Below are 6483 nucleotides of genomic sequence, written 5' to 3'. Positions count from 1 at the left end.
ACCCACCCCACCCCCACCCCACCCCCACCCCACCCCCACCCTCCGGGTTGATCATGAAGTTAGCGGTCGATTTGGTGATCAAAAACGCCGCTAACCTCATGATCAACGCGGCGGGTCGGAGGGGCGCGTAAGCTGGCTGGTCGTGAGTCTCACCATCGGAATCGTCGGGCTGCCCAACGTCGGGAAGAGCACGCTCTTCAACGCCCTGACCAAGAACGACGTCCTCGCGGCCAACTACCCGTTCGCCACGATCGAGCCGAACGTCGGCGTGGTCGGGTTGCCCGACGAGCGGCTGGCCAAGCTGGCCGAGATCCACGGCTCACAGAAGATCATCCCCGCGCCGGTGTCGTTCGTCGACATCGCCGGCCTGGTGCGTGGCGCGTCCAAGGGGCAGGGCCGGGGCAACGCCTTCCTGGCCAACATCCGCGACGCCTCGGCGATCTGCCAGGTCGTCCGGGCGTTCTCCGACCCGAACGTCGTACACGTCGATGGCAAGGTGTCCCCGGCCGACGACATCGAGACGATCAACACCGAGCTGATCCTGGCCGACCTCCAGACGATCGAGAAGGCGCTGCCCCGGCTGGAGAAGGAGGCCAAGCTCCGCAAGGACCGGGCCGCCATGGTCACCGCCGCCAAGGCCGCCGTCGAACTGCTGAACAACGGCACCACCCTGTACGCGGGCGCCAGGGACGCCGGGATCGACGTGGCCGACCTGCGCGAGCTGCACCTGCTCACCACCAAGCCCTTCCTGTACGTCTTCAACGTCGACGAGGAGGAACTGGCGAACGCCGGATTCCTCGACGAGCTGCGTGCCCTGGTGGCCCCGGCCGACGCGGTGTTCATGGACGCCAAGGTCGAGTCGGAGCTGATCGAGCTGCCCGACGACGAGGCCCGGGAACTGCTGGAGTCGATCGGGCAGTCCGAACCGGGTCTGGACCAGCTCATCCGGGTCGGCTTCGGCACGCTCGGGCTGCAGACGTACCTCACGGCCGGGCCGAAGGAGACGCGGGCCTGGACCATCCCGAAGGGCGCGACCGCGCCGGAGGCCGCGGGGGTCATCCACAGCGACTTCCAGCGTGGCTTCATCAAGGCCGAGATCGTGTCGTACGACGACCTGATCGCCGCCGGTTCGATGGCTGCTGCCAAGGCCGCCGGCCGGGTCCGCATCGAGGGCAAGGACTACGTGATGCAGGACGGCGACGTCGTCGAGTTCCGGTTCAACGTCTGATTCCGCTCCAACGTCTGCCGACTAGGCTTCGCCCCATGGTGAAGCTCAGGGTGTCAGCGGTGCGCTGGCACTCGGACGAACCTCCTGGCTGGGTCGAGATTTCCGTGCGCGACGCCCTTGGGCAGGAACACCGCATCATCGAGAAGGTCTCCGTCGTCACGACGCCGGACACAGAGGCTGATTCGTCTTTCCCGACTGCTTTTTGGATTGAGGCGGAAGTCGAGAGCGTCGACGGCGGTTCGGTGGTCGTGATGCTGCCGTACGGGATGGAGACGACGGAGGGTGAGCGGAGCCTTGCCGTTGTCCCGGCGGACGTCGATCAAGCTCGCTACCACCATGATCGCCAATGGCTTGGTTACGCGGTCCACGAGCTTCCAGCCGGCGTGCTTCACGGCGCCGATGGCGCGACGCCCGAGCAGTGCGCCGAGATGCTCGTCGCTCTGGACGAGTTCGCCGGTGTCTGTGCTCGCCTCTGGCTTGATGATCACGCAGAGTTCATCGAGGCCTGCCGGTGGCACTTCGACCACTACCCGCACTACCTGGGGCGCCGTCGGCACTTCCGGGACTATGCGACGTACATCCGGGATCGGCACGGACCGTTGCGGGTCCCCTCTCCGACGATCCCGGACTGGCTGCGGCTTCGCTGACAGAGCACCGCGTGATGTTGCCCGACGACGGAATCCGGTCGAGTTCCGGTTCAACGTCTAGCGAGGTTCCGGTTCAACCTCCGGCGGAGTCGGCGCCCTGGCCCTTGCGACCGGGCACCAGCTTGTCCAGGTCGATTTCGATCGCGAACGGCGTCGTGGTGCGCAGCTCGTGTCGATGAATTCCGGTCGGCACGTACGACCGAGTGGGTTCGTCGAATTCGTAGGCGTGGACCACCGGTGATCCATCCTCGTCCTCAACGCGCCAGTAGTTCGCGATGCCGGCCTCGGCGTACTTGCGTACCTTGACGTTGCGGTCGCGATGCGCCGGCTCCGGCGACACCACCTCCACCACCAGAAGCGTTTCCTCAGGCGGGTAAAAGGTGCGGTCCGGATCGTAAGCGGCGGTAGTGGCCAGGAGATCCGGCTCGGGACGGTTCCATCTGTCGAGCCGGATCGTCATCTCCCGCTCGACCTCGACGCCCGCCGGTGCCTGAGCTGTCAGGGAGTTCACCAGCGCGGTGATCATCCGGGTGTGCCAAGCCCGCTGGGGAGACAGCATGAAGACGAGCGCTCCATCGATCAATTCGGTGTGGCGCGGCGCTTCGGCGAGCCTGTCGAGATCCTCGGAGTACCAGCCTTCAGGGTGAGGCGGCCGCATCCACTCGGGCACCGCAGTCATGCCGTCACCCTACGTTGGTGAGGGGGCCCTGAGCTGCTGCGCTTCGCAGTCCCGGTGTCGCACCACGACGACATCCGGGCGGGTTCGCTTCGACGTTCCGGCCGGGTCGCGGGTGCAGTGTCCCAATCGTGTTGCTCGGTGTCGCCGGCCGGTCCTACCGTGAACCGGTGATGATCAGAGACGCCCAGGAGAGCGACTGGCCGGCGATCTACCCATTCTTCAGCCGGATCGTCGCGGCGGGGCATTCGTACGCGTTTCCGGAGAACCTCACCCTGGACGAGGCTCGCGGGTGGTGGATGGAATCGCCGCCGGGTCGCACCGTGGTGGCCGTGGACGGTTCGACGATTCTCGGTAGCGCCAAGATGGGTCCCAACCGTCCCGGTCGGGGATCCCATGTGGCGACAGCCAGCTTCATGGTCGACCCGCGACACTCCGGCCGCGGTGTCGGTCGCGCCCTCGGCGAGCACGTCATCGACTGGGCCCGCGAGGCCGGGTACCGCAGCATCCAGTTCAACGCCGTGGTCGAGACCAACGAGACCGCGGTACGGCTCTGGCGCTCGCTGGGCTTCGAGGTGCTCGCCACCGTTCCGGAAGCGTTCGACCACCCCGAGCACGGTCTGGTCGGACTGCACGTGATGTTCCTGGACCTGCACGCTTCGGCTCGGTAAGCCGCGGAATCACCATGCCGGACGCCGCCCGGTCAGCGCAGCGGGCCGATCTCCCGCGCGATCCGCTCGTCGATCTCCGGCTCGTTCGGGCACCGGTTGCCGTCGACCGGACAGACCAGTTCCTCATCGGTGTCGAACTCCGGCCGCATGGCCCGGGCCTCGGCGACGCACATCGCGCAGATCACCTCGGCAACCGGGTTGATCTCGGTCTCCTCGGCGCCGCAGAACGCGACCCGCCAGGACGCGTCACGGCAGCAGACGAGGTGGGTGATCTCATCCGGCCGGTCGATCAGGTGGTAGTCCGGCGCCTGCCGCGACCGCGCGGTGGTGCCGCTGCTGGTCGCCGCTGATCCGGTCATGCCCGGACGCTAGCAGCCCGGAGCGACGACGGCAGCCGGTATCGGCACCATGTCGCGGGCGACGCCACCCACCCGCGTCACCCGGTGGGCCGGCCGGCGGCCACGCGCTCCGGGGGTCGTCGGTTGGCGCCGCGCCACCCGGTGGGGCCGGCCGGCGGCCACGTAATCCGGGGGTCGTCGGCTGGCACCGCGCCGCCACCCATGCCGCCCGCTGGGCGCGAGTGGTACCACCGAAGCTCACTGCTCGCGGTGGTCGCCCGTGGCACCGTCGACCAGCTCCCGGACGATGTCCAGGTGTCCGGCGTGCCGGGCGGTTTCCTCGATCATGTGGACCAGCACCCAGCGCAACGTGACGGCCTCGCCGAACCAGGCCATGCCACGGTCCTCGACCGCCAACTCGTCGATGACCTTGTCCGCCGCGGCCCTGGCCCGGCCGTAGAACGCGACAATGTCGGCGGTGCTCTCGTGCGGCTCGACCCGCAGGTCGGCGTCGGGATCATCGTCGTCGAACGGCAGTGGTTCGGTCGGCCGGCCGAAGGTGTCACAGAACCAGCTGTACTCGACGGCGGCGAGGTGCTTGACCAGACCCAGCAGGTTCGTGCCCGACGGGGTCATGGGCCGGCGCAACTGCTCGTCGGTGAGCCCGTCGACCTTCCACAGCACCACGTCGCGGTGCCGATCGAGGCTGACCTTGAGGACTTCCTTCTCATCGCCCGTGAAGGGCACCCGCTTGCTCATCCGGCGACCGTAACAACCGCTTCCGACTTTTCCTGCGCCGTGTTCCCGGTGCCGTCCGCCGGCCGCCAGGGCAATACCAGGGCACTGGCCAGGCAGAACACCCCACCGACCCCGAGCGCGAACCGGGTGGAGCTGACCGCCGCGAGCAGCCCGCCGCCGGCGATGAACAGCGGCTGCGCGATCTTCGACCCGATCGACCACGAGGTCAGCACCCGGGCCATCACCCGGTCCTCGGTGGCGGCCATCCGGAACGTCGCGAAGGACGGGTTGAACGCTCCGGCTCCGAGCAGCATCCCGGTCTCGACCAGCACGATGACCAGCAGCCCTGGCGTGCCCGCCGGGGTGAACGGGAGCAGCAGCAACCACGGCGCCCGCAGCACCCCGGACAGCAGCAGCACCCGGCGCAGGCCGAGCCGGCGGGTCAGCGCCGGGGCGAGTCGGGAGCCGAGGACCGCGCCGAGACACGGCAGGCCGAGCGAGACACCGTACTGCCAGGGCGTCAGGTGCAGTTCGCGGAGCATCAGCACCGCCAGCAGCGGCGCGGTCAGCATTATCGGACCGCCGAACAGCATCGAGTTCCAGAACAGCGCCCGCAGGTCGTGGTGGCCGAGAATGTACCGCCACCCGGCGGTCAGCTCGGCGAACCGGCCCCCGGCCCGGGCCGCGCCGGGTGGCGAGGTCAGACCGGGTGGCGCGGTCGGGGCGGGTGGCGCGGTCAGACCGGGTGGCGCGGCCGGGGCGGGTGGCGAGGTCAAAGCGGGTGGCGCGGTCGGGGCGGGTGGTGAGGCTGCGGCGGGCGGGGGTTCGGGCCAGCGGATCCGGCGGATCCAGGCGGCCGAGACCAGGTAGGAGAAGGCGTCCACCAGCAGGGTGACGGTGCCGCCGAACCACCCGATCAGGGCGCCACCGGCCGGCGGGCCGGCGCTCATGGTGAGCCAGAAGACAGACTCCAGCCGGCCGTTGCCCTCGGCCCGGTCGGCCGGCGGCAGCAGCGACTTCAGGTGGGCGCCGCTGGCGGCGGTGAAGGTCATGGTCGCGGCCGTCTGGATGACGCCCACCAGGCACAGTTGCGGGTACGTCAGCAGCCCGAGCGCCCCGGCCAGCGGGACACTGCCCAGGGCGGCGAACCGGATCAGGTCGCTGGCCACCATCACCGGGCGTTTGCGACGGGCGTCGATCCGGACGCCCAGCGGCAGCACGATCACCGCGCTGGCGATCCCGGACAGCGCCGCCAGCAGCGACACCTGGAACGTGCTGGTGTGCAGCATGGTGACGGCGACCAGCGGCAGGGCGCCTGTCCCGACCGCGCTACCGAGCTGGCTGACCGCGTACGCCCGCCACAGTCGGCCGAAGTCCGCCCCGAGCGACCTGCCCCGCACCCGCATCGCCAGACCCTAGCCGCCCCCCTGGAAGGAAGGGCCCCCTGCTATCGCTTCCGGTACAGGAAGGGTCCCCGCTCAACCCAGCCGCTCCGCGTCCACCACCGACGATCAGGCTGGTCGGCGCAGGGTGAGGGACTGGAAGTGGATGTCGTCCGTCAGCACGGTGTGGAAGTCGACGATCTCGAAGGACTCCGCGGCGTACCGCTGGATCTGCTCGTCGGTACGCCAGGAGAAGAACCGGGGTGGGTCGTGCCGGTCCCAGGGCGCGATGCCCTCCTCCGCGACGTCACTGCCGTACAGGCCGAGGAAGAGCAACCCGCCGGGGCGCAGCAGCGACGCGACCGCCGCGAGCGCCGCGGCCAGCTCGGTGTTCGGGACGTGCAGCAGGCAGTTGACCGAGTACGCCGCGTCGAACGAGCCGGTCGGCAGGTCGGGTTGGCGAAGGTCCATTGTCCGGGCGTTCAGGCCCTTCCGGCGGCATCGCTCCACCGACTCCGGCGACAGGTCGGTGGCCAGCACCTCGACACCGTTGGCCGCGAAGAACTCGCTGTCCTGCCCGGTGCCGGCGCCGATCTCCACCAACCGGGTACGGCCCTCGGCCCGTAACCGGTCGAGGAACGCCGCCCGCTCGGCGAGCTTCCACGACGTCTTCTCCAGCTCGTCGCGGTAGTCGACCGCGCGGTCGTACGCCGCGCGTAGCCGATCGATCCGGTCGGTTGTCTCGTCGATCCTCGCTGGCCGCAACCGCCATCTTTCCGGCATAGCCACCCTCCCCGCGTGCC

The 6483-nt window shown here is 69.3% G+C and carries 8 protein-coding genes; 3 read left to right on the top strand and 5 right to left on the bottom strand.

What is annotated here, in order from left to right:
• Positions 1 to 142 precede the first annotated feature (142 nt).
• On the top strand, positions 143 to 1228 hold the full coding sequence (gene ychF / locus ACXN5W_RS21630; protein ID WP_473160164.1) for a redox-regulated ATPase YchF: 1086 nt from the start codon (positions 143 to 145) through the stop codon (positions 1226 to 1228).
• A gap of 35 nt (positions 1229 to 1263) precedes the next feature.
• Positions 1264 to 1875 carry a hypothetical protein gene (locus ACXN5W_RS21625; RefSeq protein WP_473160163.1) on the top strand — a complete coding sequence of 204 codons (612 nt, stop codon included), beginning with the start codon at positions 1264 to 1266 and terminating at the stop codon, positions 1873 to 1875.
• Between the two features lie 73 nt (positions 1876 to 1948).
• On the opposite strand, the gene ACXN5W_RS21620 is transcribed toward ACXN5W_RS21625, so the two are convergent.
• Positions 1949 to 2554, bottom strand: coding sequence for a Uma2 family endonuclease (locus tag ACXN5W_RS21620; RefSeq protein ID WP_473160162.1), 606 nt, complete (start codon positions 2552 to 2554; stop codon positions 1949 to 1951).
• Positions 2555 to 2724: 170 nt separating this feature from the next.
• Between ACXN5W_RS21620 and ACXN5W_RS21615 the strand changes: the two genes are divergently transcribed.
• Positions 2725 to 3222: a GNAT family N-acetyltransferase gene (locus ACXN5W_RS21615; protein ID WP_473160165.1), complete on the top strand. Its 498-nt coding sequence runs from the start codon at positions 2725 to 2727 to the stop codon at positions 3220 to 3222.
• Between the two features lie 32 nt (positions 3223 to 3254).
• On the opposite strand, the gene ACXN5W_RS21610 is transcribed toward ACXN5W_RS21615, so the two are convergent.
• The 4 genes from ACXN5W_RS21610 to ACXN5W_RS21595 all read right to left on the bottom strand — a co-directional run bounded on the left by ACXN5W_RS21610 (position 3255) and on the right by ACXN5W_RS21595 (position 6463).
• On the bottom strand, positions 3255 to 3581 hold the full coding sequence (locus ACXN5W_RS21610; RefSeq protein ID WP_473160161.1) for a hypothetical protein: 327 nt from the start codon (positions 3579 to 3581) through the stop codon (positions 3255 to 3257).
• 237 nt (positions 3582 to 3818) lie between these two features.
• The gene (locus tag ACXN5W_RS21605; RefSeq protein ID WP_473160160.1) at positions 3819 to 4319 is read right to left on the bottom strand and encodes a DinB family protein; all 501 of its coding nucleotides are present in this window, start codon (positions 4317 to 4319) and stop codon (positions 3819 to 3821) included.
• Positions 4316 to 5704: an MFS transporter gene (locus tag ACXN5W_RS21600; RefSeq protein ID WP_473160159.1), complete on the bottom strand. Its 1389-nt coding sequence runs from the start codon at positions 5702 to 5704 to the stop codon at positions 4316 to 4318. Before ACXN5W_RS21600 ends, ACXN5W_RS21605 begins: the two co-directional genes overlap by 4 nt.
• Positions 5705 to 5809: 105 nt before the next feature.
• Entirely contained in the window at positions 5810 to 6463 is a 654-nt protein-coding gene (locus ACXN5W_RS21595; protein ID WP_473160158.1) for a class I SAM-dependent methyltransferase, read from the bottom strand.
• Positions 6464 to 6483: the final 20 nt, after the last annotated feature.

The sequence above is a fragment of the Plantactinospora sp. A48 genome, from assembly GCF_055793945.1.
This window is presented reverse-complemented; position numbering and strand designations above follow the sequence as displayed.